Source organism: Enterobacter sp. ODB01, from assembly GCF_001623605.1.
Classification (GTDB): Bacteria; Pseudomonadota; Gammaproteobacteria; order Enterobacterales; family Enterobacteriaceae; genus Enterobacter; species Enterobacter kobei.
The window spans coordinates 3540024-3565344 of the sequence record NZ_CP015227.1; the positions used below are offsets into that span (position 1 = coordinate 3540024).

The 25321-nt window shown below is 53.8% G+C and carries 29 protein-coding genes and 1 other annotated feature; of the genes, 19 read left to right on the plus strand and 10 right to left on the minus strand.

The genetic code is table 11. The features are described 5' to 3' along the window. Positions 1 to 233: 233 nt before the first annotated feature. Entirely contained in the window at positions 234 to 995 is a 762-nt protein-coding gene (locus A4308_RS16770) for a YciK family oxidoreductase (protein ID WP_014884093.1), read from the plus strand. Beyond that, positions 992 to 1582, plus strand: a complete 591-nt coding sequence (cobO, locus tag A4308_RS16775) for a cob(I)yrinic acid a,c-diamide adenosyltransferase (protein ID WP_023337380.1) — start codon at positions 992 to 994, stop codon at positions 1580 to 1582. The genes A4308_RS16770 and cobO overlap by 4 nt, the downstream gene beginning before the upstream one ends. A 35-nt stretch (positions 1583 to 1617) precedes the next feature. Here the strand turns inward: cobO and rluB are convergent, their stop codons facing one another. From rluB to rnm, 3 genes are all read right to left on the minus strand, one after another. Further along, a complete protein-coding gene (rluB, locus tag A4308_RS16780; protein ID WP_014884095.1) occupies positions 1618 to 2496 on the minus strand; it encodes a 23S rRNA pseudouridine(2605) synthase RluB in 879 nt (292 codons plus the stop codon). 96 nt (positions 2497 to 2592) lie between these two features. After that, positions 2593 to 3213, minus strand: coding sequence for an L-threonylcarbamoyladenylate synthase (locus A4308_RS16785; protein WP_003856793.1), 621 nt, complete (start codon positions 3211 to 3213; stop codon positions 2593 to 2595). Then, positions 3210 to 4091 (minus strand): RNase RNM, encoded by an 882-nt coding sequence (gene rnm / locus A4308_RS16790; protein ID WP_045281236.1) that lies wholly within the window; start codon positions 4089 to 4091, stop codon positions 3210 to 3212. The genes A4308_RS16785 and rnm overlap by 4 nt, the downstream gene beginning before the upstream one ends. Positions 4092 to 4230: 139 nt before the next feature. On the opposite strand from rnm, the gene trpL reads away from it, so the two are divergent. From trpL to A4308_RS23015, 7 genes are all read left to right on the plus strand, one after another. Further along, complete coding sequence (trpL, locus tag A4308_RS23010; RefSeq protein WP_106993556.1) at positions 4231 to 4275, plus strand: trp operon leader peptide; 45 nt, start codon at positions 4231 to 4233, stop codon at positions 4273 to 4275. After that, positions 4252 to 4346: a sequence feature (Trp leader region), on the plus strand. Its footprint overlaps the gene before it by 24 nt. 25 nt (positions 4347 to 4371) lie before the next feature. Beyond that, the gene (locus A4308_RS16795; RefSeq protein WP_045281235.1) at positions 4372 to 5934 is read left to right on the plus strand and encodes an anthranilate synthase component 1; all 1563 of its coding nucleotides are present in this window, start codon (positions 4372 to 4374) and stop codon (positions 5932 to 5934) included. Continuing rightward, on the plus strand, positions 5934 to 7529 hold the full coding sequence (gene trpD, locus A4308_RS16800) for a bifunctional anthranilate synthase glutamate amidotransferase component TrpG/anthranilate phosphoribosyltransferase TrpD (RefSeq protein ID WP_014884098.1): 1596 nt from the start codon (positions 5934 to 5936) through the stop codon (positions 7527 to 7529). Before A4308_RS16795 ends, trpD begins: the two co-directional genes overlap by 1 nt. Positions 7530 to 7532: 3 nt before the next feature. Continuing rightward, positions 7533 to 8891, plus strand: coding sequence for a bifunctional indole-3-glycerol-phosphate synthase TrpC/phosphoribosylanthranilate isomerase TrpF (gene trpCF / locus A4308_RS16805; RefSeq protein ID WP_014884099.1), 1359 nt, complete (start codon positions 7533 to 7535; stop codon positions 8889 to 8891). Positions 8892 to 8901: 10 nt separating this feature from the next. Next, on the plus strand, positions 8902 to 10095 hold the full coding sequence (gene trpB / locus A4308_RS16810; protein WP_014884100.1) for a tryptophan synthase subunit beta: 1194 nt from the start codon (positions 8902 to 8904) through the stop codon (positions 10093 to 10095). Further along, positions 10095 to 10904, plus strand: a complete 810-nt coding sequence (gene trpA / locus A4308_RS16815) for a tryptophan synthase subunit alpha (RefSeq protein WP_045281234.1) — start codon at positions 10095 to 10097, stop codon at positions 10902 to 10904. Before trpB ends, trpA begins: the two co-directional genes overlap by 1 nt. Before the next feature lie 266 nt (positions 10905 to 11170). After that, on the plus strand, positions 11171 to 12427 hold the full coding sequence (locus tag A4308_RS23015; RefSeq protein ID WP_023330557.1) for a mechanosensitive ion channel family protein: 1257 nt from the start codon (positions 11171 to 11173) through the stop codon (positions 12425 to 12427). A 154-nt stretch (positions 12428 to 12581) separates the two neighbouring features. Here A4308_RS23015 and cspE read toward each other — a convergent pair whose 3' ends face one another. After that, positions 12582 to 12794, minus strand: a complete 213-nt coding sequence (cspE, locus tag A4308_RS16825) for a transcription antiterminator/RNA stability regulator CspE (RefSeq protein WP_014884103.1) — start codon at positions 12792 to 12794, stop codon at positions 12582 to 12584. A gap of 492 nt (positions 12795 to 13286) precedes the next feature. Between cspE and A4308_RS16835 the strand changes: the two genes are divergently transcribed. Then, the gene (locus A4308_RS16835; protein ID WP_032629007.1) at positions 13287 to 13892 is read left to right on the plus strand and encodes a hypothetical protein; all 606 of its coding nucleotides are present in this window, start codon (positions 13287 to 13289) and stop codon (positions 13890 to 13892) included. 63 nt (positions 13893 to 13955) lie between these two features. Here A4308_RS16835 and A4308_RS16840 read toward each other — a convergent pair whose 3' ends face one another. Together A4308_RS16840 and A4308_RS16845 are read right to left on the minus strand one after the other, a co-directional pair. Continuing rightward, complete coding sequence (locus tag A4308_RS16840; RefSeq protein WP_014884106.1) at positions 13956 to 14615, minus strand: DsbA family protein; 660 nt, start codon at positions 14613 to 14615, stop codon at positions 13956 to 13958. A 129-nt stretch (positions 14616 to 14744) separates the two neighbouring features. Next, a complete protein-coding gene (locus A4308_RS16845) occupies positions 14745 to 15224 on the minus strand; it encodes a MarR family winged helix-turn-helix transcriptional regulator (RefSeq protein WP_014884107.1) in 480 nt (159 codons plus the stop codon). A gap of 140 nt (positions 15225 to 15364) precedes the next feature. Between A4308_RS16845 and A4308_RS16850 the strand changes: the two genes are divergently transcribed. Together A4308_RS16850 and A4308_RS16855 are read left to right on the plus strand one after the other, a co-directional pair. Further along, positions 15365 to 16186, plus strand: a complete 822-nt coding sequence (locus tag A4308_RS16850; RefSeq protein ID WP_014884108.1) for an alpha/beta fold hydrolase — start codon at positions 15365 to 15367, stop codon at positions 16184 to 16186. Positions 16187 to 16262: 76 nt separating this feature from the next. Then, complete coding sequence (locus A4308_RS16855; protein WP_045281233.1) at positions 16263 to 17030, plus strand: alpha/beta fold hydrolase; 768 nt, start codon at positions 16263 to 16265, stop codon at positions 17028 to 17030. A 256-nt stretch (positions 17031 to 17286) separates the two neighbouring features. On the opposite strand, the gene A4308_RS16860 is transcribed toward A4308_RS16855, so the two are convergent. After that, positions 17287 to 18306 carry an NADP-dependent oxidoreductase gene (locus A4308_RS16860; protein WP_045281232.1) on the minus strand — a complete coding sequence of 340 codons (1020 nt, stop codon included), beginning with the start codon at positions 18304 to 18306 and terminating at the stop codon, positions 17287 to 17289. Between the two features lie 99 nt (positions 18307 to 18405). Continuing rightward, a complete protein-coding gene (locus A4308_RS16865; protein WP_045281231.1) occupies positions 18406 to 19185 on the minus strand; it encodes an SDR family NAD(P)-dependent oxidoreductase in 780 nt (259 codons plus the stop codon). 237 nt (positions 19186 to 19422) lie between these two features. Here A4308_RS16865 and A4308_RS16870 point away from each other — a divergent pair, with 237 nt between their 5' ends. From A4308_RS16870 to yedF, 3 genes are all read left to right on the plus strand, one after another. Then, the gene (locus A4308_RS16870) at positions 19423 to 19971 is read left to right on the plus strand and encodes a TetR/AcrR family transcriptional regulator (RefSeq protein WP_045281230.1); all 549 of its coding nucleotides are present in this window, start codon (positions 19423 to 19425) and stop codon (positions 19969 to 19971) included. 177 nt (positions 19972 to 20148) lie between these two features. Further along, positions 20149 to 21360, plus strand: a complete 1212-nt coding sequence (gene yedE / locus A4308_RS16875) for a selenium metabolism membrane protein YedE/FdhT (protein WP_045281229.1) — start codon at positions 20149 to 20151, stop codon at positions 21358 to 21360. After that, positions 21357 to 21590, plus strand: coding sequence for a sulfurtransferase-like selenium metabolism protein YedF (yedF, locus tag A4308_RS16880; RefSeq protein WP_014884113.1), 234 nt, complete (start codon positions 21357 to 21359; stop codon positions 21588 to 21590). The genes yedE and yedF overlap by 4 nt, the downstream gene beginning before the upstream one ends. Before the next feature lie 194 nt (positions 21591 to 21784). On the opposite strand, the gene A4308_RS22560 is transcribed toward yedF, so the two are convergent. Beyond that, a complete protein-coding gene (locus A4308_RS22560; RefSeq protein WP_155404566.1) occupies positions 21785 to 21955 on the minus strand; it encodes a hypothetical protein in 171 nt (56 codons plus the stop codon). Between the two features lie 146 nt (positions 21956 to 22101). Continuing rightward, a complete protein-coding gene (gene ompW / locus A4308_RS16890; RefSeq protein ID WP_014884115.1) occupies positions 22102 to 22734 on the minus strand; it encodes an outer membrane protein OmpW in 633 nt (210 codons plus the stop codon). Between the two features lie 281 nt (positions 22735 to 23015). On the opposite strand from ompW, the gene A4308_RS16895 reads away from it, so the two are divergent. The 4 genes from A4308_RS16895 to yciA all read left to right on the plus strand — a co-directional run bounded on the left by A4308_RS16895 (position 23016) and on the right by yciA (position 25286). After that, positions 23016 to 23420, plus strand: coding sequence for a YkgJ family cysteine cluster protein (locus A4308_RS16895; protein ID WP_049010621.1), 405 nt, complete (start codon positions 23016 to 23018; stop codon positions 23418 to 23420). Between the two features lie 25 nt (positions 23421 to 23445). Next, positions 23446 to 24189: a YciC family protein gene (locus A4308_RS16900; RefSeq protein WP_014884117.1), complete on the plus strand. Its 744-nt coding sequence runs from the start codon at positions 23446 to 23448 to the stop codon at positions 24187 to 24189. 57 nt (positions 24190 to 24246) lie between these two features. After that, positions 24247 to 24786 (plus strand): septation protein A, encoded by a 540-nt coding sequence (locus A4308_RS16905; protein ID WP_014884118.1) that lies wholly within the window; start codon positions 24247 to 24249, stop codon positions 24784 to 24786. 104 nt (positions 24787 to 24890) lie between these two features. Next, positions 24891 to 25286, plus strand: a complete 396-nt coding sequence (yciA, locus tag A4308_RS16910) for an acyl-CoA thioester hydrolase YciA (protein WP_008502796.1) — start codon at positions 24891 to 24893, stop codon at positions 25284 to 25286. Positions 25287 to 25321: the final 35 nt, after the last annotated feature.

Here is a 25321-nt window from a genome sequence, read left to right on the forward strand (position 1 = left end):
ACCACGAATCTTTCACGGCAGTGTACAACAGCCCTGCCTTTGCGTCTCGCCCGTGACATTACCTGTGCGAGCCATCTTCAGGAATCCCCGGCCGGCGGTTTAAATATTTGCAAATTGTTAATTTTACAGTAATACGTCCTGTAGACTGATTGAATTCTCACGCTAATTCGGGCATAAAGCCGAAAAGTCATTATGAAGGCGCCATTGAGTCACCGTGCGCCTGAGGAGTCACCGTGCACTATCAACCGCAAAAAAACCTGCTGCAGAACCGGATCATTCTTGTCACCGGTGCCAGCGCGGGTATTGGTCGCGAAGCGGCCCTGACGTATGCTGAATATGGCGCGAGCGTTATTCTGATCGGTCGCAACGAAGAAAAACTCAAAGGTGTCGCTCAGGAAATTGAAGCGGCAGGTGGCATACCGGCCCCCTGGTATACTCTTGATTTACTGACCTGTACGCCAGCGGTATGTCAGGAATTAGCCCAACGTATCAGCACCCATTATCCACGTCTGGACGGTGTGCTGCATAACGCCGGGTTGTTAGGCGAAGTTCGTCCAATGGATGAGCAGGATCCTGATATCTGGCAGCAGGTCATGCAGGTTAACGTCAACGGCACCTTTTTCCTCACCCAGGCCTTGCTTCCTTTATTACTCAAATCCGAGTCAGGCTCTCTGGTCTTTACCTCTTCCAGCGTAGGCCGTGAGGGGCGCGCAAACTGGGGGGCATATGCTGTCTCTAAATTTGCGACCGAAGGTATGATGCAGGTGCTGGCGGAGGAATATCAGAGCCGCCATCTGCGCGTAAACTGCATTAATCCGGGCGGAACACGCACCAAAATGCGCGCCAGCGCGTTCCCGACAGAAGATCCGCAGAAGCTGAAAACCCCGGCCGATATTATGCCACTCTATCTCTGGCTAATGGGCGACGACAGCCGTCGCAAAACCGGAATGACTTTTGATGCCCAACCGGGCCGTAAACCGGGGATTTCGCAATGAGTGAAGAACGTCACCAGCAGCGCCAGCAGCGTCTGAAAGAACAGGTTGATGCGCGCATTGCGTCAGCCCAGGACGAGCGAGGGATCGTCATCGTATTTACCGGCAACGGCAAAGGCAAAACCACCGCCGCGTTCGGCACCGCCACCCGCGCCGTCGGACACGGGCAAAAAGTGGGCGTAATCCAGTTTATCAAAGGCGAATGGCCCAATGGGGAGCGCAATTTGCTGGAACCTCACGGCGTTGAGTTTCAGGTGATGGCAACCGGTTTTACGTGGGACACGCAGAACCGGGAAACCGACACCGCAGCCTGCCTTGCTGTCTGGGAGCACGCCAAAAGAATGCTGGCCGATCCGACGCTCAATATGGTGCTACTGGACGAGATCACCTATATGGTCGCCTACGACTACCTGCCGCTGAATGCCGTGCTGGATGCACTGAAAAACCGCCCTGCACATCAGACGGTAATCGTCACGGGTCGTGGGTGTCATCGGGATATACTGGAACTGGCAGATACCGTCAGCGAGCTGCGTCCGGTCAAGCATGCATTTGATGCAGGTATCAAAGCGCAGCCTGGGATTGATTACTAAAGAAAAAAGCCCGGTGCGTTCACCGGGCTTTTAGATTAACCGTTGTTATTCCGGCTGCCAGAGCGACGGTTGCTGCTGTTCACCTGGCTATGGCGTTTCACCGCACGACGGATCTGGTTCGCCTTCATACGACGACGATCTTTCTCCACCGCCACTTTTGAGGTGGTTTCCGGCGTGAGCCCCACCAGCTCGCGCAGGTAGTTGGTCTGGGTCAGATCCAGTTCGGTATAGCCGCCACGCGGCAGACCTTTTGGCAGCAGAATGTCGCCGTAACGAACGCGAATCAGGCGGCTGACCTGAACCCCTACCGCTTCCCACAGACGACGCACCTCGCGGTTACGCCCCTCCGTCAGGGTGACGTTGTACCACTGGTTAATCCCTTCACCACCGGTAAATTTGATGGTTTTGAATGCTGCAGGACCGTCTTCCAGCTGAACGCCACGCGACAGGTCGCGCAGTTTATTTTCATCAACCTGGCCGAAGACACGCACGGCATATTCACGTTCCACTTCACGGCTTGGGTGCATCAGACGGTTTGCCAGCTCACCGTCGGTGGTAAATAGCAGCAGGCCGCAGGTATTAACGTCCAGACGACCCACGGCAATCCAGCGCGCACCTCGCAGTTTAGGCAGACGGTCAAACACCGTCGGGCGACCTTCCGGGTCGTTGCGGGTACACAGCTCGCCTTCCGGCTTATAGTAAGCCAGCACGCGGCAAATCTGTTCAGCAGACTCTTTCACGGAGATAAGATGACCGTCGATGCGGATCTTGAGCCCCGGTACGATTTCTACGCGGTCACCCAGCGTGGCGATTTTACCGTCCACACTCACGCGGCCCGCTTCAATAATGGCTTCGATTTCACGGCGCGAACCGTGGCCGGCGCGCGCCAGCACTTTCTGTAACTTCTCGCTCATTGAGCTTCCTCAGGTGTCGCCTTCACAGGCGTCGAATCAGGTCAAAAGAGGGCCGAGCCCTGCTTTGATGGCCGCGTAGTATATCTGCTTACACCTCTACAAGAAAGGCTTAACATCGCCCACGCCTTCACGAATCACTTCTGGCGCATCTTCGGTTAAGTCGACCACGGTGGTCGGTTGCTGACCGAGATAGCCGCCGTGAATAATCAGCTCAACCACCTTCTCCAGACGATCTTTGATCTCTTCCGGGTCGGACTCGGTAAACTCACTTCCCGGCAGCATCAGCGAAGTCGAAAGCATCGGTTCGCCGAGGGTTTCCAGCAGTGCCTGCGCAATCGGGTTGGACGGCACGCGCATCCCGATGGTTTTCCGTTTTTCCTGCAACAGGCGGCGCGGAACCTCTTTCGTCCCTTTCAGGATGAAGGTGTAGTTACCCGGCGTGTTGTTTTTAATCAGGCGAAACGCCACGTTATCAACATACGCATAGGTCGACAGCTCAGAGAGATCGCGACACATCAGCGTAAAGTTATGGCCGTCCGGAAGCTGGCGAATACGGCAGATACGCTCCATCGCCCCTTTGTCTTCAATTTTGCAGCCCAGCGCGTAGCCAGAATCGGTCGGGTAAACAATCACGCCGCCTTTGCGGACGATCTCCACGGCCTGATTGATCAGACGTGGCTGCGGGTTATCCGGATGAATATAGAAAAACTGACTCATACTTCCCTCTCTTCAATTTGCTGCGGCTGTTCCCAGAGCTGCCAGACCGGCTCAACGCCTGCCGGTAACCAAAGCTTGCGCCCCAGTTCAATCCACGCGCAGGGCTGATGGAAATCAGAGCCCTGCGACCCTGTCAGGCCGAACTGGCGAGCATAAGTCGCAAGCTGCGCACGCTCATTGGGTGCCTGCTGACACTGGGCGACTTCCATCGCCTCGCCACCGCATTCAGCAAAGTGTGCCAGCAGTCTTTTCAGCCATTTAGCAGAAAGATTATACCGCCCCGGATGGGCCAGCACGGCCTTACCGCCAGAATGATGAATCACATCAATAGCTTGTTTTATTGTACACCACTGTGGCGGAACGTATCCGGTTTTCCCGCGCGCCAGATACTTTTTAAAAACATCCGCCATGGTCGTTGCCTTGCCCGCTTCAACCAGAAAACGGGCGAAATGACCGCGCGTGACTGCCCCACCGTTCGCGAGCGCTTGCGCCCCTTCCAGCGCGCCCGGAATATGCGCCTTTTCCAGACGCTCACCGATCATCTCCGCTCGCTGGTTGCGGCGCGTTTTTTGTTCTTGCAAAAACGTTACAAGTGCCGGATGTTCTATATCGATGTTCAGACCAACGATATGAATTTCATGGTTTTCCCAGACGGTTGAGATCTCGACCCCGGTGACCAGATTCAGCGCCAGCCCGCTGCGGGCAATCTCAGCGCGCGCTGCCGGAATGGCATCAGTGGTATCGTGATCGGTTATCGCCAGCGTGCCGACGCGCATCTCAACCGCGCGATGAACCAGGGCTTCGGGTGTCAGCAGACCATCAGAAGCCTGCGTATGGCTGTGTAAATCATAAATAATGGCGTAGGTGGTATCGCTCAAAGCACTTCCCATAACAGGTTGGAGACATCCGAAACCGCCATGATACCGACTTAACGCGAAATTCTGAAATCAAGGGTTGACAACTCGCCACCGAACTAGTTAACTAGTACGCAAGTTCACACGAGAAAGGTATCTGAAAATGACAGCACATTTCACTCTGCACGGTTGGTGGCGCACTTCCTGATTTTCGGGCAGTGTCACGCGTCTGCGAAATGCAAACAGATACCCAGCCCGCTACCCAGCGGGCTTTTTTTTGAACAGAATAAATGAGAACAACAACATGCAAACAGCCAAACCCCATCTCGACCTGCTGACCTGCGAGGCGGCCTATCGCCACAACCCGACCGCGCTGTTTCATCAGGTGTGCGGCGCACGTCCGGCAACGCTGCTGCTGGAGTCTGCAGATATCGACAGCAAGGACGATCTTAAAAGCCTGTTGCTGGTCGACAGCGCGCTGCGCATTACCGCGTTAGGTGACACTGTCACCATCAAGGCGCTTTCTGACAATGGCGCATCGCTGCTGCCGCTGCTCGATGCTGCCCTGCCTGCGGGCATCGAGAATAAACGTCACCCGGACCAGCGAATTCTGCATTTTCCTCCGGTAAGCCAGCTGCTGGACGAAGATGCCCGCCTTTGCTCGCTGTCCGTTTTCGACGCTTTCCGCCTGCTGCAAAATCTGGTCACCGTGCCGGAAGATGAGCGTGAAGCGATGTTCTTCGGCGGGCTGTTTGCATATGACCTGGTCGCCGGGTTTGAAGATTTGCCGGAAACCGAGCAGGGTAACCGCTGCCCGGATTACTGCTTCTATCTGGCCGAGACCCTGCTGGTGATCGACCATCAGAAAAAATACACCCGCATCCAGGCCAGCCTGTTCACGCCGTCCGCGGCTGAGAAAGAGCGCCTCGAAAATCGCATCGCTCAACTCCAGCAGCAAATGACGGAGGCGCCCCCTGCGCTGCCGGTACAGCGCGTCGAGCAGATGACGTGTGAGGTTAACCAGACCGACGATCAGTACGGGGCCGTGGTTCGCCAGATGCAAAAAGCGATTCGCGCCGGGGAAATTTTCCAGGTGGTGCCTTCCCGTCGTTTCTCTCTGCCCTGCCCGTCGCCGCTGGCAGCGTACGATGTGCTGAAAAAGAGTAACCCGAGCCCTTACATGTTCTTTATGCAGGACAATGATTTCACTCTGTTTGGTGCGTCACCGGAAAGCTCCCTGAAATACGACGCTAAAAGCCGCCAGATTGAGATCTACCCAATTGCGGGCACCCGCCCCCGCGGCCGTCGTGCCGACGGTTCACTGGATCGCGATCTCGACAGCCGCATTGAACTGGAAATGCGTACTGACCACAAAGAGCTCTCCGAGCATCTGATGCTGGTTGACCTGGCGCGTAACGACCTTGCGCGTATTTGCACGCCGGGTAGCCGTTACGTGGCTGATCTGACCAAAGTCGACCGTTATTCCTTCGTCATGCATCTGGTCTCCCGCGTGGTGGGTGAACTGCGCAGCGACCTCGATGTGCTGCACGCCTATCGGGCCTGCATGAACATGGGCACCCTGAGCGGCGCGCCGAAAGTGCGTGCGATGCAGTTGATTGCCGCTGCCGAAGGTCGTCGTCGCGGCAGCTACGGCGGCGCGGTAGGTTACTTCACCGCCCACGGCGATCTCGATACCTGCATCGTGATCCGCTCTGCCTACGTTGAAGACGGAATTGCCACCGTCCAGGCCGGCGCCGGGATTGTTCTCGACTCTGTTCCGCAGTCTGAAGCTGACGAAACCCGCAGTAAGGCTCGCGCGGTATTGCGCGCCATTGCTACCGCACATCATGCACAGGAGATTTTCTGATGGCTGACATTCTGCTGCTCGATAATATCGACTCCTTTACCTATAACCTGGCAGATCAGCTGCGTGCGAATGGCCATAACGTCGTTATTTACCGCAACCACGTACCGGCGCAGACCCTGATTGACCGTCTGGCGACCATGCAAAACCCGGTGCTGATGCTCTCCCCGGGTCCGGGCGCGCCAAGTGAAGCAGGCTGTATGCCGGAGCTGCTGACCCGTATGCGCGGCAAGCTACCGATTATCGGCATCTGCCTCGGTCACCAGGCGATCGTTGAAGCTTACGGCGGCTATGTCGGCCAGGCGGGCGAGATCCTGCACGGTAAAGCCTCCAGCATTGAACATGACGGCCAGGCGATGTTTGCCGGGTTACCGAATCCACTTCCGGTTGCGCGCTATCACTCGCTGGTCGGGAGTAATATTCCCGCCGGGCTGACGATTAATGCCTCGTTTGAAGGGATGGTGATGGCGGTACGTCACGATGCGGATCGCGTCTGCGGCATGCAGTTCCACCCGGAATCGATCCTGACGTCACACGGTGCCCGTCTGCTGGAGCAGACCCTCGACTGGGCGCTACAGAAGCTGGAGCAGACCAATACCCTGCAACCGATTCTGGAGAAACTGTACCAGGCGCAGACCCTTAGCCAGCAGGAGAGCCACCAGCTCTTCTCCGCCGTAGTGCGCGGCGAGCTGAAGCCTGAACAGCTGGCCGCGGCGCTGGTGAGCATGAAAGTGCGCGGCGAAAGCCCGCAGGAGATCGCCGGTGCCGCCACGGCCCTGCTGGAAAATGCCGCCCCGTTCCCGCGCCCGGACTACCCGTTTGCCGATATCGTGGGTACCGGTGGCGACGGCAGCAACAGTATCAATATTTCGACTGCCAGCGCCTTTGTGGCGGCGGCATGCGGGATGAAGGTGGCGAAACACGGTAATCGCAGCGTTTCCAGTCGGTCTGGCTCCTCCGATCTGCTGGCCGCGTTCGGTATTAACCTCGACATGAATGCCGAACGTTCCCGCGAAGCGCTGGATGACCTGGGCGTCTGCTTCCTGTTCGCGCCGAAGTACCACACCGGGTTCCGCCATGCGATGCCGGTGCGCCAGCAGCTTAAAACCCGCACGCTCTTTAACGTGCTCGGTCCGCTGATTAACCCGGCCCATCCGCCGCTGGCATTGATTGGCGTATACAGCCCTGAGCTGGTCCTGCCGATTGCCGAGACGCTGCGCGTCCTGGGTTACCAGCGTGCCGCCGTGGTACACAGCGGCGGTATGGATGAAGTTTCTCTCCATGCACCGACGCTTGTGGCCGAGCTGAACAACGGCGAAGTGCTTAGCTATCAGCTCGAGGCGTCTGATTTCGGCTTAACACCCTATCATCAGGACGCGCTGGCGGGCGGCACGCCAGAAGAAAACCGTGACATTCTGACGCGCTTACTACAAGGTAAAGGTGAGGCCGCGCATGAGGCCGCCGTGGCAGCCAACGTCGCCATGCTGATGCGTTTGCACGGTGAGGAAGACCTGAAGGCTAACGCCCAAAAAGTTCTGGATGTACTGCGCTCCGGTGCAGCTTACGATCGCGTTACCGCACTTGCGGCAAGAGGGTAAAGAATGCAGACCGTTTTAGCGAAAATCGTTGCCGATAAGGCCATCTGGGTGGAAGCCCGCAAAGCAGAGCAGCCGCTTGCCAGTTTCCAGAATGATGTTGTTCCCAGCAGCCGTCGTTTCTATGACGCCCTGCAGGGCGCACGCACCGCCTTTATTCTGGAGTGCAAAAAGGCCTCTCCGTCAAAAGGCGTTATTCGTGACGATTTCGACCCGGCGCGTATCGCCGGTATTTATAAGCATCATGCGTCCGCCATCTCCGTGCTGACGGATGAGAAATATTTCCAGGGCAGCTTCGATTTTCTGCCCATCGTCAGCGGCATCGCGCCGCAGCCGATCCTGTGCAAAGACTTTATTATCGACCCGTATCAGATCTGGCTTGCGCGTTTTTACCAGGCTGACGCCTGCCTGCTGATGCTCTCGGTACTTGACGACGAGCAGTATCGCCAGCTGTCTGCCGTAGCGCACAGTCTGAACATGGGCGTGCTGACCGAAGTAAGTAATGAAGAAGAACTGGAGCGCGCCATCGCGCTGGAAGCCAAAGTGGTCGGCATTAACAACCGCGATCTTCGCGACCTGTCGATTGACCTGAACCGTACGCGCCAGCTTGCGCCGCGTCTGGGTTCTGGCGTCACGGTAATCAGCGAATCCGGCATTAACAGCTACGCTCAGGTGCGCGAGCTGAGCCACTTCGCCAACGGTTTCCTGATTGGTTCCGCCATGATGGAACATGACGACCTTAACGCCGCGGTGCGTCGCGTCCTGCTCGGTGAAAACAAAGTGTGTGGCTTAACTCGCGAACAGGATGCCCTGGCGGCGTATGACGCGGGGGCCATTTACGGCGGCCTGATCTTTGTTGACGCCTCGCCTCGTGCCGTCAGTGAGGAACAGGCGCGCAATGTGATCGCAGCAGCGCCGCTTAGCTATGTGGGCGTGTTCCGTAATGCGGATATCGCAGACGTCGTGGCAAAAGCCGAAACGTTATCCCTGAGTGCGGTGCAGCTGCATGGCGATGAGGATCAAGCCTACATCGATAAGCTGCGTGCAGACCTCGCCCCTCAGGTGCAGATCTGGAAAGCGCAAAGCGTGGGTACCACCCTGCCCGCACGTAACCTGAATCATGTTGATAAATATGTGCTCGATAACGGCCAGGGCGGTACGGGTCAGCGTTTTGACTGGTCACTGCTAAATGGCGAAAAGCTGGACAACGTCCTGCTGGCGGGTGGATTAAGCCCGGATAACTGCGTGGAAGCCGCCAAAGCGGGCTGCGCAGGCCTCGATTTCAATTCAGGCGTAGAGTCACAACCGGGTATTAAAGATGCCAGCAAACTGGCCTCGGTTTTTAACACTCTGCGTGCATATTAAGGAAGAGAAGATGACGACATTACTTAACCCGTATTTTGGTGAGTTCGGCGGGATGTACGTCCCGCAAATCCTGATGCCCGCCCTGCGCCAGCTGGAAGAGGCGTTCGTCAGTGCGCAGAAAGATCCGGCATTTCAGGCGGAATTTACCGACCTGCTGAAAAACTATGCGGGCCGTCCGACAGCGCTGACGAAATGTCGCAACCTGACCGAAGGCACAAACACGACGTTGTATCTCAAGCGTGAGGATCTGCTGCACGGTGGCGCACATAAAACTAACCAGGTTCTCGGCCAGGCGCTGCTCGCGAAGCGTATGGGGAAAACCGAAATTATTGCTGAAACCGGTGCAGGCCAGCACGGCGTAGCCTCTGCGCTCGCCAGCGCCCTGCTGGGCCTGAAATGTCGCATTTACATGGGTGCGAAAGACGTTGAGCGTCAGTCTCCGAACGTGTTCCGTATGCGCCTGATGGGGGCGGAAGTGATCCCGGTGCACAGCGGCTCCGCGACGCTGAAAGATGCCTGTAACGAAGCGCTGCGCGACTGGTCTGGCAGCTACGAAACCGCGCACTACATGCTCGGTACCGCGGCGGGTCCGCACCCGTTCCCGACCATCGTGCGCGAATTCCAGCGCATGATCGGTGAAGAGACCAAAGCGCAGATCCTTGAAAAAGAAGGTCGTCTGCCGGATGCGGTGATCGCCTGCGTCGGCGGCGGGTCTAACGCCATCGGCATGTTTGCTGATTTCATCGACGACACCCGCGTGGGTTTGATTGGCGTCGAGCCTGCCGGTCACGGCATTGAATCGGGTGAACATGGCGCACCGTTGAAGCATGGCCGCGTGGGGATCTACTTCGGTATGAAATCGCCAATGATGCAAACCGAGGAAGGCCAGATTGAAGAGTCCTACTCTATCTCTGCGGGCCTGGATTTCCCGTCCGTTGGACCCCAGCATGCGTATCTGAACAGCACGGGTCGCGCGGATTATGTTTCTATTACCGATGACGAAGCGCTGGAAGCCTTCAAAACGCTGTGCCGCAGCGAAGGGATTATCCCGGCGCTGGAGTCTTCCCACGCCCTGGCGCACGCGCTGAAAATGATGAAAGAGAACCCGGAAAAAGAGCAACTGCTGGTCGTTAACCTGTCCGGTCGCGGTGACAAAGACATCTTCACCGTTCACGATATTCTGAAAGCACGAGGGGAAATCTGATGGAACGCTACGATAATGCATTTGCCGAACTGAAATCCCGCCAGGAAGGCGCGTTCGTTCCCTTCGTTACGCTGGGCGACCCTGGTCCGGAGCAGTCGCTGAAGATTATCGACGCCCTGATTGAAGCGGGTGCCGACGCGCTGGAGTTGGGTATTCCGTTCTCTGACCCGCTGGCGGATGGCCCGACCATCCAGAACGCCACCCTGCGCGCGTTTGCCGCAGGCGTGACGCCCACTCAGTGCTTCGAGATGCTGGCGGCGATCCGCCAGAAGCATCCGACGATCCCGATTGGCCTGCTGATGTACGCCAACCTGGTGTTTAACCGTGGTATTGATGAGTTTTACGCCGAGTGCGCGCGCGTGGGTGTCGACTCCGTTCTGGTGGCAGACGTACCGGTAGAAGAGTCTGCGCCGTTCCGTCAGGCGGCGATGCGCCATAACGTGGCACCTATCTTCATCTGCCCGCCAAACGCCGATGATGAACTGCTGCGCCAGATTGCCTCCTATGGTCGCGGGTATACCTACCTGCTCTCCCGTGCGGGTGTAACCGGCGCGGAGAACAAAGCGGCGCTGCCTCTGCATCATCTGGTCGAAAAGCTGGCTGAGTACCATGCCGCGCCTCCACTGCAGGGCTTTGGGATTTCATCTCCCGACCAGGTCACCGCGGCGATTGACGCTAACGCAGCCGGTGCAATCTCAGGCTCCGCTATCGTTAAAATCATTGAGAAGAACGTGGACAAGCCAGAGCAAATGCTGGCTGAGCTGAAAAACTTTGTCAGCGCAATGAAAGCGGCAACGCGCAAAGCGTAACCTCTCCACCGTCTGGCTTCGCCGCCAGACGGTGTTTCTTTAGCGCCGCCATTCTGGGCACTTCCACGCACATTCACCTGCTTTTATCGCCTGGAACCAATTTGAAAATAAAGTTACTGACCGCAACAAAATAGCTCGGTGCGGCTTAGGATTCAGGTCGTGGACTTGCCTGTACCGGATATGCCATTATATGATTTGGTTAAATCTTTGTATTTATCTCCTGAATGAGGTAAATACAAAATGGCATACGATTCAGGCGATAAGCGGTGGTGTACTTGGATTATTTATTAACATTCATAGAAAGCAATCCGGCTCTGGCCATTGGATTTAATCTTATTCTGCTGGTCATCTCTGGTTTCTTTGCGCACCTGATGTGCAAATTCCTGCTCATAAAAATCGTTCGTAAGGTCTTCTTTTCCAGCCATAAACAGGATGTCCCGCTGGAAAAAGATCGTCGTATTGCCGAGAAGCTGTCGAATTTCATTCCGGTTATTATCGTTTATTACGTCCTGCAGTTTATGCCCAATATGCCGGCATCGCTGGTGACGGCAATAAATACCATCTGTGGGATTCTATTCTTTATTTTTCTGTCGGTTTTCTTCAATGAGATGCTGGATATTGTCAACAGCTCTTATTTACGCAAGACGAAGCGTAAAAATCACTCTATCAAAGGCTATATCCAGATAGGGAAAATATTTATCCACATCATCGCTGCGATCATGATCCTTGCCGTCATGTCGAATAAATCCCCCGCGATCATTATTTCCAGCCTCGGGGCCGTAGCAGCCGTACTGATGTTAGTCTTTCAGCACACCCTGCTTTCGCTCGTGGCCAATATCCAGCTTTCGTCAAATGATGTCCTGCAGTTGGGGGACTGGATTGAAATGCCCGATAAGAACCTGAGTGGCGAAGTGACCGACATAGCGCTGCACACCATTACCATCCGTAACTGGGATAACACAATCTCGCGTATCCCGACCAAAAACTTCCTGACCGAAACGTATACCAACTGGCAGGCCATGTTTTCGTCAGGGGCGCGCCGGATTATGCGCAGCACCACTATCGATCAGCACTCAGTTAAATTCCTCACTCAGGAAACGCTGGCCCCGATGCTGGCCCTGCGCGGCACGAATGAACCGCTGGCAAAGCTCATCGACGGGCGTGACCCCATGGGCGTACCGGACAGTTGGTTTATGGATAATGGCCTGACAAATTTAACGCTTTTTCGGCACTACCTGATGGCATGGCTCGCCGATCGGCCTGATATTATCAAAGATATGTATATTGTCGTGCGAACGCTAAAGCCTACGCCGTCGGGTATTCCCCTGGAAATTTATTGTTTTACCTCATCCGTACTGTGGATGGAGTATGAAAATACCCAGTCAGCGATATTTGAATACATCACCGCTGTCGCCGGTCAATTCTCGCTCCGCTTATATCAGCATCCGGCTGGTCATGATTTCTGGCGTTTATCACAGGAATACAGCCTTCGGGACCGCATCCCGCCTCCGGGTGAAGGATAATTGTCTCTGAAAACAGGTCGGCTAAACAGAATAACAATTTTCCTGGAGCCATAAAAAAACCCGCACTCGGCGGGTTTTTTGTTATCAGTGAAGCTTAACTGCTCAGACTCGCGTCTTCATCGCTATCGTAAGGGTCATAGATAACAGGCGCGACTTACAGCGGAGAAACATTACCCGCTGCCGGGCCTTTAGCGCCATTTTCAATGGTGAAGGACACTTTCTGGCCTTCATCAAGCGATTTGAAGCTGTCGCTCTGAATAGCAGAGAAATGTACGAATACATCTTTGCTGCCGTCGTCAGGCGTGATAAAGCCAAAACCTTTATCAGCGTTAAACCATTTTACTAAACCAGTCATTTTATTAGACATAGATAATTCCTTATTTTTTGAGCCACTAAGCGCGGCGATGATGGCCTGTATTTAGAGAGTAACTTATTTGGCACTTAGGAGGAGGCTCACGAAGAAGAGTATCTATTGATAACACCTGAACTGAGGACTGCTTTACTAAACTGCGTTTATAAGGTCTGTATTCCAAACCGATGACGCTATTTAGGCACAGAAAATTTTTTTAAGCAAAGTTTTTATTTTTTATTATAACCGCTTAAACACCCGGACGGCTGAATGGCTATGGAAACTAAAGCCGCTGGGGCCATGTATTCGCATCCTGTGATAGCCAAAGCATATTGCCTCTTTTAGTGACGGAGAGCTCCCTGAAAGGGGGGATCTTATCGGCACAGAGTGAACGCACCCTCGCTAAGTAGCTCAATATGCTTAAAATTCATGCCTATAGCGCACAAAGTGAAATAGATTTTCGTTCGAAGCCACTTATCATAGATGTTTTGAATGAAAGTGGTGGTGTTAATGTCTGTGCTCAAAAGCTTTTTCTTCTTTCTTTTCGCGTCAGCAGCCTGCTCCTTGCCCGTACTTTGTCTGTGGGCGGATATCTCTTTATTTAATCTGGATATACCGGAGATATCGCTGACCGAAATTGTGCAGGAATCGGTTTTAGTGAGCATCGTATTTATTCACTTCCTGCTGGCGAAGAAATGGGAATTCATGCGCTATTGCAACATCCTGATCGGCGGCTTTTTCCTCTCCATGCTGATTCGCGAACTGGATGCATTTTTTGATCTTCTGGCTCATGGAAGTTGGGTGTGGTTTGCACTACTTTCCGCTATTTGCGCTTTGCTTTATCCCGTTATCCATTTCCGACTTACTCTTACGCAACTGACCCACTATACCCGTACCCCGTGGTACGGCATGATGCTCAGTGGTCTGCTGGCAGTCCTGGTTTTCTCCCGGCTGTTTGGAATGCACGAATTATGGTACGCGATACTCGATCAAAGCTACGTCAGGGTGGTCAAGAATGTCGTGGAGGAAGGCAGCGAATCATTCGGGTATATGCTCTGCCTTATCGCATCTGCAGGGTACTACTGCTCTTTCCGTTCCCTCTCCCGCCAGAAATGATTCGGGCATTCGAACAGGTGATAAACGAAGCTCCGGTGTGTAAAACCGGAAGCCTCGTTTTGGCTACGCAAGCTTTGCCAGCGCCTCGCCGATGCTTTTTGCTCCACCGTAGAGATCGTGGCCGCTGATAATGTGCTCAGTGCTGTCAACCGTAACCAACAGCAGCGGAACCCCCCTGAAACCTTTTTGATTCATAAGACGCTTTACGTCAGCGATCCTGTCGTCCGTCAGGCTGCGAAGCGCGTTATCGGCATCAAGCCGGCCGGCAAAGTCATTAGGGTTGAGGTCAACGTTATTTTCCCGAGCCCAGGCGATGCCGATCTCTTCCACCACATCACTTTGCGCGGTATCACGCCCCAGTACATAGCGGGCATGTTGCAGTGCACGAAGCAGCCCTGCCTCTGCCGCCGGGCTGATTTCATGAAAAGCCGTAAGTGCCCGGTTCATAAACGTCGAATCAAAGCGCGCACCTGAGTTCAGGAGCTGGTGATAGCTCTCACTGAATGGCTGACCGGTCAGCGAAGCGATACGCCGATCGTTTGTCCACGCATATTCTGCCCATTGGGCGGTGATGTGCCGGGCACCCTCATCACAAAAAAGACCGCTGGGCATTAACGTGAGCTTTTCGATGTAATGTTGTGCCAGATAATTCAGGGCGGGCGAGCTGGCATAACACCAGCCGCAAAGTGGGTCAAAAAAATACTGTAGATTGTCAATGCGCATGTGGTATCCCCTGGGAATCATTAGCCCTCATCATAATGAGATTCCTCAATTCGAAAAACAGCCCTCCAGTAAATTCAGTGTTTCATAGAGCGTACGAATGGACAGTATGTCTCTGCCCGAATGACCCCATCAGGCCAGGTCATTGGCGTCCGGTTTCTGCGCACGGTGGATCTTGTCACGGATCTTATCGACTGATGCTTTGATGTCAGCAATGATGTCGGCGTCCATCCCCAGGGTATCCACAATACAGCGCGTGATAGTGCTGGTCTCGCTTTTCAGCGCCTCCCCCTTCTCCGTCAGGTGGATAAGCACTTCGCGCTCATCCTTCGGATTACGTGTCCGGGTGATCAACCCCGCAGTCTCCAGCCGCTTCAGTAAAGGGGTCAACGTACTGGACTCAAGAAAAAGAATTCCACTCAGTTCCTTCACTGTTCGCCCATCCTGATTCCACAAGGTAACCATCACCAGATACTGGGGATAGGTCAGGCCAAGCTTATCAAGCATGGGACGATAGAGCTGAGTAAAAGCATGTCCCGCAGAGTAAAGAGAGAAACAGAGCATACCGTGCACATCTGGCAGGGAATCCTCGGAATTAGTGTGTTTAGTCATATGTCCTCCAGTCCCCTTAAAATAATTTGCATACGATTTAATTGCAAGCGATTGACAAAGGCAAAAAGGGTTGCCATATTCGTTTGCACACAAACAAATCTCACACAAACAAATAACACAACATATAACAGGAGTACAAAATGACAACTTTCATCACCAAAGACGGAACAGGCATTTTTTACAAAGACTGGGGTTCAGGTCAGCCTATCCTCTTCGCTCACGGATGGCCGTTATCGTCTGATGCCTGGGATCAGCAAATGCTGTTTTTCAGCCAGAATGGTTTCCGGGTCATCGCGCATGACCGTCGCAGCCATGGGCGTTCAGACCAGACTTTCCACGGCAACAATATGGATCAGTATGCGGACGATCTCGCTGAGCTGATTGAGTCGCTGGATCTGAAGGATCTGATTTTAGTGGGTCACTCCACAGGGGGCGGCGAAGTTGCACATTATATCGGCCGTCATGGTACCTCACGCGTGGCTAAAGTCGTTCTGGTCGGCGCAGTCCCTCCTCTTATGCTCCGGACGGATGCCAATCCAGACGGTACTTCGATTGAGGTGTTTGATGCTATCCGCGAAGGCACGGCCAAAAACCGCTCACAGTTTTACTTTGACCTGACAATTCCGTTCTATGGCTTTAACCGTGACCATGTCCCTACCAATGACGGGTTACGGGAAAACTTCCGCAGAATTGGCCTGCAGGGCGGCATTAAAGGGCAATATGACTGCATCCATGAGTTCTCTGAAGTCGATTACACACGCGACCTGCAGCAGATTGATCGCCCTACGCTGATTATTCATGGCGACGATGACCAGATTGTCCCCATTAAGGCATCCGCACACCGCGCCGCTGAGATCGTTGCGAATGCGACGCTGACGATATATGCCGGCGGTTCACATGGACTGGCGGAGACAGAGGCCGATCGCTTTAACGCTGACGTACTGGCCTTTATTCGCGGCTAACCAGGTGGCCTGTTTCAGACAGGCCACAATCCCCCCTACGCATACCCTTTAAACTGTATTGAAAAGAGGAATGATCATGTCCAAATTTGCTGCCTCCCTTGCCGTTGCCGCCGTTCTGCTGTCTGCCAGCGCAATCGCCGAAACCGCTAAGCCGACCGTTGTCCTGGTTCATGGTGCCTTTGCCGACTCTTCTAGCTGGAATGGCGTTACCCGGATCCTGCAAAAGGATGGATACAATGTCGTTGCTGCCGCGAATCCGCTGCGCAGTGTTTCGGGTGATGCGGCTTACGTCTCTTCTGTGGTGAACAACATTAAGGGGCCGGTCGTCCTTGTCGGGCATTCCTATGGTGGCCAGGTTATTACGAACGCGGCCCGTGATACAAACAATGTCAAATCGCTGGTTTATGTCGCCGCATTTGCTCCGGACGCGGGTGAAGCCGCGGCCGACCTGGCAGGGAAATTCCCTAGCGGCACGCTTGGTCAGGCGCTTGCCACACCGTTGAAGCTGGCTGATGGTAGCGTCGATCTCTCCATCGATCGGGCGAAGTTCCACCAGCAATTCGCGCATGACGTTTCAGCTGAAGAGGCGGCGCTGATGGCCGCAGGGCAAAGACCGATTACCGAAGCGGCTTTAACTGAAAAATCAGGTGTGCCAGCCTGGAAAAAACTGCCCTCTTACTTCATTTACGGTGACGGCGACAAGAATATCCCCGCCCAGGGTTTGCGATTCATGGCTGAACGTGCGGGATCAAAACACACCGTTGTGATTAAAGGCGCATCCCATGTCGTGATGGTTTCACATCCCCAGGATGTCGCCACACTTATCGAGGAAGCGGCGAAGTAAACATCACTCTCCCGCCCCGAAAGCCACCCCTCGCCTGAGGGGTGGCCATATCCGTAATGCCCAGGTTTTAATCCCGCGCAGAGTACAACGTATATTGGGTTCATCCTTCCCCCGACTCACCAAAACGTAGCGAAATATCCACGCCTTCAGTGACAAGGTCCGGCAGCATAGGGGGCGGCAATGCGCAGGGTTCCACTCAGCGCATCACCATTATCTGTGGTCCGCCGCTGCAACGGCGCTCAAGCCTTCGTAGCTATCACCCATGAACTTTAACGACGACTTTCCCCTTTGCATGCCCGCGAGCCAGATAGGTGAAGGCGTCGCTCGTTTGGGCAAAGGGGTAAACCTTGTCGATTACGGGCTTGATGAGTTCAGCGTCCATGAGTTCACCGATTTGGCTGAGCTGGCTGCCATCAGGGCGAACAAAGAGAAACGAATAGGTCAAACCTCGCTTTTTTGACAGCCGCATGATTTTGCGGCTCATCAGCCCTAATACGAAACGCAGGAAAACATTAAGGTGTCGTTCCCGCGCGAAAGCAGCATCTAACGGCCCGATCAGGGAAATAATTTTCCCTCCCGGCTTAAGGATTTGCGTGGATTTCTCAATCGCGTCACCTCTGATAGTACCGAGGACAATATCGTAGCCGCTCAGCACTTTTTCGAATTCCTGCTTTCTATAGTCTACGACGTCATCTGCACCAAGGCGGCTCACCCAGTCAATGTTGGCTGAGCTGGTGGTCGTCCCAACCGTTGCACCAAAGTGTTTCGCCAGCTGAATAGCAAAACTGCCGATTCCACCGGATCCGGCAGGGATAAATACTTTCTGCCCCGCTCGCAGCATCGCGCGTTCTGTCAGCGCTTGCCAGGAGGTGAGACTGACCATAGGAAGTGACGCGGCCTGTACGAAATCCAGACTGGCGGGTTTTAACGCCGCAAGGCTTTCTGGCACCCGGACAAATTCGGCCAGCGACCCCGTTCCCCTGTCAAAAATACTGGCGAAAATCTCGTCGCCTGTCTTGAATCGCGTCACGCGACGTCCTGTGGCAACGACAACGCCGGACACATCACTGCCCAAGGTCGCGGGGAGACTGAAATGCAGAACGCGTTTGAACATGCCGGTCGGGATCATGTTATCGATTGGGTTCAGACCTACTGCATACACTTTGACCAGAATTTCATCATCACCGGGGGACGGAAAATCGACGTCATCGATCCCCAGTCCCGGGGATTTACCATAGCGTTTAAACGTAAACGCTTTCATCGTCTTCTTATTCATTTGTCTTTTACTCTGCCGGGTTTGCCTGTGGCATGTTTCTTAACAACGCTGTTGCTGAGTGAAAAAACGATACTCAGTCCTATGCCGAATCCCCCCTGACTACACTTTGTAGCGCTCTGCCACGTTAGCCTGGTTGATGTCCGCCAGCAGAGCCTGACGCGTCCTCTCCAGGTCATCCCAGTGGGCAGCGTGTTGTAAAGGAGGGATGGTGACGAGTTCGCGACGGTCAAAGCCCGCCAGGGCTGCGTCAACTAACTGATCCACTTCCATCATCTCGGGCGCCTTACTGATATCAATACCGGCACGTTCCCAGATTTCGGTGTAAGTGCCGGCCGGAAGTACCGCCTGGACGTAAACGCCTGCGGAGGACAGCTCAAGATGCAATCCCTGCGACAAGAAAAGCACGAAGGCTTTGGTTGCACCGTAAATCGACATGCCAAATTCCGGGGCAAGCCCAACGACTGAACTGATATTGACGATCGCACCTTCTCCGGCGTTGACAAACCTTGGTGCCGCGGCACTGGCAAGTCTCGTCAGCGCGGTGACATTCAGGGCGATAAGACGCTCAATTGCCTCGGACGTCTGGCCGATAAAATGGCCCGACTGTGCGATGCCGGCGTTATTGATCAGCACCCCTATTTTTTCGTCTTCACGAAGACGCGTTTCCACCGTCGCTAACTCCGCTGCCTGAGTGAGATCGGCAGGCAGGACATCTACAGAAACGCCCTTCTCCTGTCTCAGACGTTCGGCAAGTGCGTCTAATTTTGTTTTATCCCGGGCAACCAGAATCAGGTCATGTCCACGGCTTGCAAACCTTTCCGCATAAACAGCACCAATACCCGTCGATGCGCCTGTAATGAGAATTGAAGTTTTCGTCATGTGTGATCTTCTTTATCAAATGTTAAACAGAATCTGCACCGTTCGATGCAGGTAAATCCGGGAGATATCCGGCTCTCTTTGCTGATCTCAGCCAGACTGACAGAGCGTGCCTTTCTCTGCGAAGCGCTGTCGGAGATACGAATTTAATGATGATGATCATAATCTATAAAGTCAACTTCTTTGATTATGATCATCATCAATGTATAATTGAGCCTTGTTTTATAGGGGGTGTGCAGCATGAAAGTGTCAAAAGAGCAGGTCCGGGAGAACCGGATGCGCATAGTTGAAACGGCATCCGAACTTTTTCGTGAACGCGGCTATGACGGCGTGGGCGTGGCGGAGCTGATGTCTGCTGCGGGTTTAACCCACGGCGGGTTTTATAAGCACTTTGGTTCGAAGGCCGACCTGATGTCAGAGGCCATGAATTGCGGGTTTGTGCATGCCGCGGAAAACCTGGCGGGTGTAGATCGAGAAAAATTCATTGAATATTACCTCTCCCGGCAGCATCGCGATGATATGGCCGGAGGTTGCGTGATGTCTGCCCTGGGCACGGACACCGCACGCCAGTCCGAGTCCATCAAAGAGACATTTGCAGCCGGGGTTGAACGTCAGCTGGCAATGTTAAGCGACGAAAATGTCTCACGTGCTGACCTGATAAATACCTTTGCACATCTTGTCGGGGCTCTGGTGTTGTCCCGTGCCTGCCCGGATAATTCCGCGCTGGCTGACGAAATTCTGGATGTCTGCCGCTCTCGCATTCTGAGTAAGGCTCCGCGAAAGGAATGAATATTTTGCAGCCGGGGGTGTGATTGCCGGGAAATAACCGGAAGATTTAATGACGGAGGTCATAAAAAATGACGCTATCCCGGAGAGTAGGTTTGGAGAGGTTTTAGAGTAAGCCAAAAAGTTATATATTCCGGCCCGTTAAACCCAAATACACCTTCTGAGTTCAGAGGCTTACTCATGTCATGGCAATACTTCAAACAGACTTATTTAGTTAAGTTCTGGTCACCTGTTCCGGCCGTTATCGCGGCAGGCATTCTCTCTACTTATTATTTCGGCATTACCGGTACCTTTTGGGCCGTGACCGGCGAGTTTACCCGCTGGGGTGGTCAACTTCTGCAACTCGCTGGCGTGCATGCCGAAGAGTGGGGCTACTTTAAACTCATTCACCTGGACGGTACTCCGCTTACCCGCATCGACGGAATGATGATCATCGGAATGTTCGGCGGCTGTTTCGCGGCGGCGCTGTGGGCAAATAACGTCAAGTTGCGCATGCCCAAAAGCCGCATCCGCATTATGCAGGCGGTCGTCGGCGGGATTATTGCCGGGTTTGGTGCGCGTCTGGCGATGGGCTGTAACCTTGCCGCGTTCTTCACGGGTATTCCGCAATTTTCACTGCATGCCTGGTTCTTTGCCGTCGCCACCGCGATTGGCTCTTACTTCGGTGCAAAATTCACCCTGCTGCCACTGTTCCGTATTCCGGTAAAAATGACCAAAGTTAGCGCGGCGTCGCCGCTGACCCAGAAGCCGGACCAGGCGAAACGCCGTTTTCGCCTCGGTATGCTGGTCTTTTTTGCCATGATCGCGTGGGCAATCTGCACAGCGCTGAATCAACCGAAACTCGGACTGGCGATGTTGTTTGGCGTAGGGTTTGGTCTGCTGATCGAACGCGCGCAGATCTGCTTTACCTCTGCGTTTCGCGATATGTGGATCACCGGACGAACCATGATGGCAAAAGCGATCATTGCCGGTATGGCGGTGAGCGCCATCGGCATTTTCAGCTATGTACAACTCGGTGTTGAACCGAAAATCATGTGGGCCGGTCCTAACGCGGTGATTGGTGGCCTGCTGTTTGGCTTCGGAATTGTGCTGGCAGGCGGGTGTGAAACCGGCTGGATGTATCGCGCCGTCGAAGGCCAGGTGCATTACTGGTGGGTCGGCCTTGGTAATGTCATTGGTTCAACCATTCTGGCGTACTACTGGGATGATATCTCACCTGTACTCGCAACAAACTGGGATAAGGTCAATCTGTTGAGCACCTTCGGTCCGCTCGGCGGCCTGCTGGTAACCTATGCCTTGCTGCTGGTCGCTTTTTTACTGGTTGTCGCGCAGGAGAAACGTTTCTTCCGTCGCACCACCGCTAAACCTGAAACGCAGGAGAACGCCGCATGAAAGAGATCGTGCCTGATTATCGACTGGATATGATCGGCGAACCTTGCCCTTATCCGGCAGTGGCTACCCTTGAAGCGCTACCGCAGCTCAAAAAAGGGGAAATTCTGGAGGTGGTGAGCGACTGCCCGCAATCCATTAACAACATTCCTCTGGATGCTAAAAACCATGGCTACACGGTGCTGGATATTCAGCAGGACGGGCCAACAATCCGCTATTTGATTCAAAAATGAACGTTCAGGCCTCGTCAGAGGCCTTTATCGCATTGAATTATAAGACCTCTTGATCGAGGGCAAAGCCGCCGCATCTGACTTAAGTAAAATCTCATATCCATTTTGAAGGAGGTTTTCGCAGTTTGATGTATTTACGAGCTTTACTGGTTTTCGCCTTATTGATTCCCTTTCACGTGCTGTCCCTGAATTTCTCTTCAACCTTCCTGCGCCTTAACTGTCCGGAAAGAGGACTTGTCGAGGTTATTCTGCACGTTTACGACCATACGCAGGAACGGTGGCGCGGCCAGTTTGAAACCGGCGCAGGGCACAAGCGCGCGGGTGACACCGAAATGATCCCGTTTGCTAATGGCGATATTCTTTTTCATTCGGTGTCCAGCGACGCATTTAGCTATTTATATGATGGGGAAACGAAACTCAGGCACTGCGTAAAACTTGACGAGCGGCCGGTTTATCCGTCGTTTTGAAGGCTGCAAAAACAAACTGGCCACGTGGTGGCCAGTTTGAGGGGGGATTAGAAGCGATAACCTGCAGAGAACATAAACACCCACGGATCGAGGCGAGTATTGATACTTTGCTGCTCACCGCCCGCTTTAAAGCGTACGTCTGTATCAATGTCCATGTACCAGACTGAGGCGTTGATCAGCCAGTCACGGTTAATCAGGTAATCCAGCCCCACCTGTCCCGCCATACCCCATGAATCTTTCAGGCTGAGGTCAGTCAGACCGGCCTCTTTACCGGTATCGTTAAATTTCTCATCGAAGAAGGTGGTGTAGTTTACACCGGCGCCAATATACGGACGCACCTTGCTGCTGGCATCGCCAAAGTACCATTGCGCCATCAGCGTTGGCGGTAAATGGTGAACGGTAGCGATATCACCGGTTGCCCCCAGACCGACGCGATGACGGAACGGCGTTGCCGCCAGAAGCTCGACACCAATGTTATCCGTCGCCATATAAGTGAACGTTAAGCCTAACTGGGTGTTATTACTGACGTTAAAACCGCCCATACCCAGCACGTTATCAGAGCCCTCAGTTGGGCGAACCGTGGCCGAACCGGCACGAATAAAGAATTCACCTGCTTCGTGCGCGTACGCGCCGCCAGAGAGACTGCTTAATACAAGGGCTGCCACCGCTAATTTTTTCATATCCGCTCCATCGTTGTGGTTTTAATCGCGGGTGAGAATATACTCACAAATGAGTAATAAGTGATCTGCCACAGATCACATTAAAACCAGTAAGTTAACATTCATTGATCTGGGTTAATTTTTTGTGGCGCCCTGAAAGGCAGTAAGTTGTTTCCATGTCAATTTTTGGCATTTCACAGTTACAAAATTTTCTCTTTTCCCCCTCTTGCTCTTCCTCAGGCGGCTGGCTAATTTATCGCTCTCACAAATTGATTTGATGCGTTCTTTTTTGCAGGTGTGCCATGAGTGAAGTTAACCCGTGCATGACGTGCGGAGCCTGTTGTGCGTATTTTCGAGTCTCTTTCTACTGGGCCGAGGCCAGCGATGGCGGCGGTACCGTTCCGGTTCATCTCACTGAGCCGTTAACCCCTTTTCTGCGCTGTATGCGCGGCACGAACCAAAAACAAGCCCGCTGCGTCGCGCTACAGGGTGAACCCGGGGTCTCAACCCGGTGTTCCATCTATGAGGATCGCCCTAGCCCCTGCCGGGAATTTGCTATGTCGGGGGAAGACGGGCAGGTCAACGACGCCTGTAATCGCGCCCGCGCACGGCTCGGATTACCGCCGCTTTACAAAGATATGCTTTTCCATACAAGCCTTGATGCTGCCACAGCAGGTGCATCCGGTGTACAATTGCCGGCTAATTAACACCTGCAATACTCAAGGAGAGTGCATGTCTATCACGGCGAAGTCTGTCTACCGTGACACGGGAAACTTTTTCCGCAATCAGTTCATAACTTTTTTACTGATCGCGTTGCTTTGTGCCTTTATCACTGTGGTGCTGGGCCATGCCTTCTCACCGAGTGATGAACAGATTGCCAGCCTGAGCCAGGGTGACAATCTGGCAGGAAGCGTCGGGTTGTTTGAACTGGTGCAAAACATGACGCCAGAGCAGCAGCAAATCCTGCTGCGGGCTTCAGCCGCATCGACGTTCTCTGGTCTCATTGGTAATGCGATTCTGGCGGGCGGCGTTCTCCTGATGATTCAGCTGGTGTCAGCGGGCCATCGGGTCAGTGCCTTACGCGCGATTGGCGCCAGTGCCCCCGTTTTGCCTAAGCTGTTTATCCTGATCTTCTTAACCACCCTGCTGGTGCAGATGGGGATTATGCTGGTCGTGGTGCCGGGCGTGTTGCTGGCTATCGTGCTCTCTTTTGCCCCGATCATGATCGTGCAGGACAAAATGGGGATTTTTACCGCAATGCGCAGCAGCATCAGGCTCGCATGGGCGAATATGCGTCTGGTGGCCCCTGCCGTGATCGGCTGGCTGCTGGCGAAAACGCTTCTGCTCCTGTTCGCGCCGAATTTTGCGGTTTTAACGCCTAATGTTGGCGCGGTAGTCGCGAATACGCTGAGCAACCTGATTTCAGCGGTACTGCTGGTCTATCTGTTCCGCCTGTATATGTTAATTCGTCAGTAATCCTGATGCCGGGAGCATGCCCGCTTCCCGGCTCAACAGAGAAGATGGAATCACAGAATGAAGCAGTTTCTTGATTTTTTACCGCTCGTGGTCTTTTTCGCGTTTTATAAGCTGTATGACATCTATGCTGCGACCACTGCGCTGATTATCGCGACCGCGGTTGTGCTGATCTACAGCTGGGTACGTTACCGTAAAGTCGAAAAAATGGCGCTGGTCACGTTCGTGCTGGTCGCTGTTTTCGGCGGGCTGACCCTGTTCTTCCACAATGATGAATTCATCAAGTGGAAAGTCACGGTGATATACGCGCTGTTTGCAGGCGCATTGTTAATCAGCCAGTGGGTTATGAAAAAACCGCTTATCCAGCGCATGCTGGGTAAAGAGCTGACGCTGCCGCAGCAGGTCTGGTCCCGACTGAATATCGCCTGGGCGGTGTTCTTTATTCTTTGCGGTCTTGCCAATATCTACATTGCCTTCTGGTTGCCGCAAAACATTTGGGTCAACTTTAAGGTCTTCGGCCTGACCGCCCTGACGCTGATTTTCACCCTGCTCAGCGGCGTTTACATCTATCGCCATATGCCGCAGGACGATAAGCACTAACTGCTGGTTGACCAGAACGTGTTCGACAGGCGTTCTGGTCTATTCTCTCCGCTGTGAAATCATAGTAGCATCCCGCCTGAAGTCTTCCGTTACGAGTTAAAACAATGACAACAACTAACGCCCCTCAGGGCGAACTGGTTTTACGCACACTGGCAATGCCCGCTGACACTAATGCCAATGGCGATATTTTTGGCGGCTGGCTGATGTCGCAAATGGATATGGGCGGCGCAATTCTGGCAAAAGAGATAGCTCACGGACGCGTGGTAACAGTGAGGGTCGATGGGATGACCTTCCTGCGCCCGGTGGCGGTAGGTGACGTGGTGTGCTGTTACGCGCGCTGCGTCAAACGCGGCAATACCTCCATCTCTATCAACATTGAAGTCTGGGTGAAGAAGGTTTCTTCAGAACCGATTGGACAGCGCTATAAAGCTACTGAAGCACTGTTTATTTATGTGGCAGTGGATAGCGAGGGTAAACCTCGTCAGCTTCCGCAGGCCTGATTATCTGACAAAAAAGCCTCCATCCGGAGGCTTTT

Bases quoted from the DNA above. Each gene is read 5' to 3' on its own strand.
- A4308_RS16900 (WP_014884117.1), top strand. From the start codon at position 23,446: ATGTCTATCACGGCGAAGTCTGTCTACCGTGACACGGGAAACTTTTTC.
- A4308_RS16850 (WP_014884108.1), top strand. From the start codon at position 15,365: ATGACAACTTTCATCACCAAAGACGGAACAGGCATTTTTTACAAAGAC.
- cobO (WP_023337380.1), top strand. From the start codon at position 992: ATGAGTGAAGAACGTCACCAGCAGCGCCAGCAGCGTCTGAAAGAACAG.
- A4308_RS16905 (WP_014884118.1), top strand. From the start codon at position 24,247: ATGAAGCAGTTTCTTGATTTTTTACCGCTCGTGGTCTTTTTCGCGTTT.
- A4308_RS16835 (WP_032629007.1), top strand. From the start codon at position 13,287: ATGTCTGTGCTCAAAAGCTTTTTCTTCTTTCTTTTCGCGTCAGCAGCC.
- yedF (WP_014884113.1), top strand. From the start codon at position 21,357: ATGAAAGAGATCGTGCCTGATTATCGACTGGATATGATCGGCGAACCT.
- yedE (WP_045281229.1), top strand. From the start codon at position 20,149: ATGTCATGGCAATACTTCAAACAGACTTATTTAGTTAAGTTCTGGTCA.
- trpB (WP_014884100.1), top strand. From the start codon at position 8,902: ATGACGACATTACTTAACCCGTATTTTGGTGAGTTCGGCGGGATGTAC.
- A4308_RS16840 (WP_014884106.1), bottom strand. From the start codon at position 14,615: ATGCGCATTGACAATCTACAGTATTTTTTTGACCCACTTTGCGGCTGG.
- trpCF (WP_014884099.1), top strand. From the start codon at position 7,533: ATGCAGACCGTTTTAGCGAAAATCGTTGCCGATAAGGCCATCTGGGTG.
- A4308_RS16865 (WP_045281231.1), bottom strand. From the start codon at position 19,185: ATGACGAAAACTTCAATTCTCATTACAGGCGCATCGACGGGTATTGGT.
- trpA (WP_045281234.1), top strand. From the start codon at position 10,095: ATGGAACGCTACGATAATGCATTTGCCGAACTGAAATCCCGCCAGGAA.
- A4308_RS16870 (WP_045281230.1), top strand. From the start codon at position 19,423: ATGAAAGTGTCAAAAGAGCAGGTCCGGGAGAACCGGATGCGCATAGTT.
- A4308_RS16895 (WP_049010621.1), top strand. From the start codon at position 23,016: ATGAGTGAAGTTAACCCGTGCATGACGTGCGGAGCCTGTTGTGCGTAT.
- ompW (WP_014884115.1), bottom strand. From the start codon at position 22,734: ATGAAAAAATTAGCGGTGGCAGCCCTTGTATTAAGCAGTCTCTCTGGC.
- A4308_RS16860 (WP_045281232.1), bottom strand. From the start codon at position 18,306: ATGAATAAGAAGACGATGAAAGCGTTTACGTTTAAACGCTATGGTAAA.
- cspE (WP_014884103.1), bottom strand. From the start codon at position 12,794: ATGTCTAATAAAATGACTGGTTTAGTAAAATGGTTTAACGCTGATAAA.
- A4308_RS16785 (WP_003856793.1), bottom strand. From the start codon at position 3,213: ATGAGTCAGTTTTTCTATATTCATCCGGATAACCCGCAGCCACGTCTG.
- yciA (WP_008502796.1), top strand. From the start codon at position 24,891: ATGACAACAACTAACGCCCCTCAGGGCGAACTGGTTTTACGCACACTG.
- A4308_RS22560 (WP_155404566.1), bottom strand. From the start codon at position 21,955: ATGAAAAAGAATATCGCCATTAGCAAACGGGATCATTTCGGTGTCACC.
- trpD (WP_014884098.1), top strand. From the start codon at position 5,934: ATGGCTGACATTCTGCTGCTCGATAATATCGACTCCTTTACCTATAAC.
- rluB (WP_014884095.1), bottom strand. From the start codon at position 2,496: ATGAGCGAGAAGTTACAGAAAGTGCTGGCGCGCGCCGGCCACGGTTCG.
- A4308_RS16855 (WP_045281233.1), top strand. From the start codon at position 16,263: ATGTCCAAATTTGCTGCCTCCCTTGCCGTTGCCGCCGTTCTGCTGTCT.
- A4308_RS16845 (WP_014884107.1), bottom strand. From the start codon at position 15,224: ATGACTAAACACACTAATTCCGAGGATTCCCTGCCAGATGTGCACGGT.
- A4308_RS16795 (WP_045281235.1), top strand. From the start codon at position 4,372: ATGCAAACAGCCAAACCCCATCTCGACCTGCTGACCTGCGAGGCGGCC.